Source organism: Marinobacter halodurans, from assembly GCF_004327985.1.
In the GTDB taxonomy this organism is placed as follows: domain Bacteria; phylum Pseudomonadota; class Gammaproteobacteria; order Pseudomonadales; family Oleiphilaceae; genus Marinobacter_A; species Marinobacter_A halodurans.
The window spans coordinates 1-1,990 of the sequence record NZ_SJDL01000110.1 but is presented as its reverse complement, the minus strand read 5'-3'; the positions used below and the strand labels follow the sequence as shown (position 1 = coordinate 1,990).

The window sequence follows — 1,990 nt, the reverse complement described above, 5'->3', positions numbered from 1 at the left end:
GTGCCTCGTAGACGGCCCGCACATAGGCGTCGTCTTCCGGCGCCGGCAAGGCCTGGCGGTCCAGCTTGCCGTTCGGCGTCAGCGGTAACTGCTCCAGCGCCACGAACGCCGCCGGTACCATGTAGGCTGGCAACGATTGCGCCAGGGCGGCGCGCACGGCGGCCACGTCGAGTTCATCAGTCTTGGGTACCAGGTAGGCCACCAAGCGTTTGTCACCCGGGGCATCCTCACGTGCCATCACGGACGCCTCGGCTATCGTGTCCTGCGCCAGCAGCGCCGCCTCGATCTCGCCGGTCTCGATCCGGAAGCCCCGGATCTTCACCTGGAAGTCGTTACGGCCCAAATACTCGATGTTGCCGTCGGGCCGGTAGCGGCCCAGATCACCCGTGCGATACATCCGCGCGCCAGACTCGGCACTGAACGGGTCCAGCACGAAGCGCTCCGCCGTCAGCTCCGGACGGTTCAGGTAGCCCCGCGCCACCCCCACGCCACCAATATGGATTTCTCCCGCCACGCCAACCGGCACGGGCTGGCCGTACGCGTCCAACAGGTACACCCGTGTGTTGGCAAGAGGGCGCCCGATCGGTACCCCGCCACATAGTGGTAAGCCGGCATTATCAACGCGGTAAACCGTTGTATCCGCAGTCACTTCGGATGAGCCATAAAGATTATCGATTGTGCACCCTGGCAGGGCACTGAACCGATCCAGCAAGGACCTGCTCAATGCTTCGCCACTCAGGGTCCACGTGCGGATACTGCAGAGCTCTTCGCCTTGAGCGGCCTCCAGCAAGCTTGACGCCAGGGAGGGCACCGTGATCAACCGCGTGACACCCGCATCCACCAGTCGCGCAAGAAGAGACTCCGGATCCCGGCCATCCTGTGCACCAATGACCACCAGCCGCACACCGTTGCTTAATGGCCCCAATGTCTCGAAAATCGAATCAACAAAACCGATCGACGTTTTCTGGCAACACACATCCTGGGGGACGAAGGGGGCGATTTTGTTCTGCGCGACAATGCGGTTCACCATGGGCCGGTGCTCGCCCATCACTCCCTTGGGTTGGCCGGTCGAGCCGGAGGTGTAGATCACGTAGGCCAGGTGCGAAACCGTCAGCCCACCCCGTTCGGGATTGTCCGCCGGGTAGGAGGTCCAGGGCGCACTGTCGTCCAGCGCAATCACCGGACAGTCGCCCGTGGCCAGCGTCGGCACGTCGCCGTGCACCAACACCGCCACCGGGGCACTGTCCTCCAGCATGTACGCCAGTCGCTCGGCCGGATAAGCCGGGTCCAGCGGCACATAGGCCCCGCCCGCCTTCAACACGCCCAGCAGGCCCACCACCATCGCCAGCGAGCGCTCCGCGCAGATCGCCACACGGTCGTCCGGGCCCACACCCAGTTCCCGCAGGTAGTGCGCCAGTTGGTTCGCCCGCGCGTTCAGCGCGCCATAGCTCAGCGTCTCATCGCCGTGCACCAGCGCCACCGCCTCCGGGCTGCGCTGCACCTGTGCCTCGAACAACTCGTGGATGCACTGCTCCGACGGATAGGAGGCCTCGGTTGCGTTCCAGTCCTCCAGCAGCAGCTGCCGCTCCGCCGGCGGCAGGATCTCCAGGCTCCGCACCGGCTGCTCCGGCGCCGACTCCAGCGCCGTCACCAGGCTCGACAAGGCCGCCTGCATGTAGCCGCCAATGCGATCCGCTTCCAGCGGTCGCACCGCCTGCACCGTCAGGGAGAAGCCGGCCTCGCCCAGATCGTCCACCGACAGTCCCAGCGGGTAGTTGGTGCGCTCCTCGCCGCCGAGAAACTCCAAGCCAACGGCACTGGCCGACGCATCATCCCCCACCGCGCTATGGCGGTAGTTCAACAGCGCGCTGAACAGCGGCAGCGGCGCCTCGACCCCGCTGCAGCGCTGCGCCAGCGCCAGCGAGGCATGCTCGTGCGCCAACAGACCCGCCAGGCGACGCTGCGCCTGACCCACCGCCTCGGCCACCGA

At 66.3% G+C, this 1,990-nt stretch carries 1 protein-coding gene; it reads right to left on the bottom strand.

Annotated features, from left to right (window positions below; genetic code table 11):
- Nucleotides 1-1,990 (bottom strand): non-ribosomal peptide synthetase (locus EZI54_RS23590; RefSeq protein ID WP_131484293.1); only part of this gene is annotated, 1,990 nt, incomplete at both ends.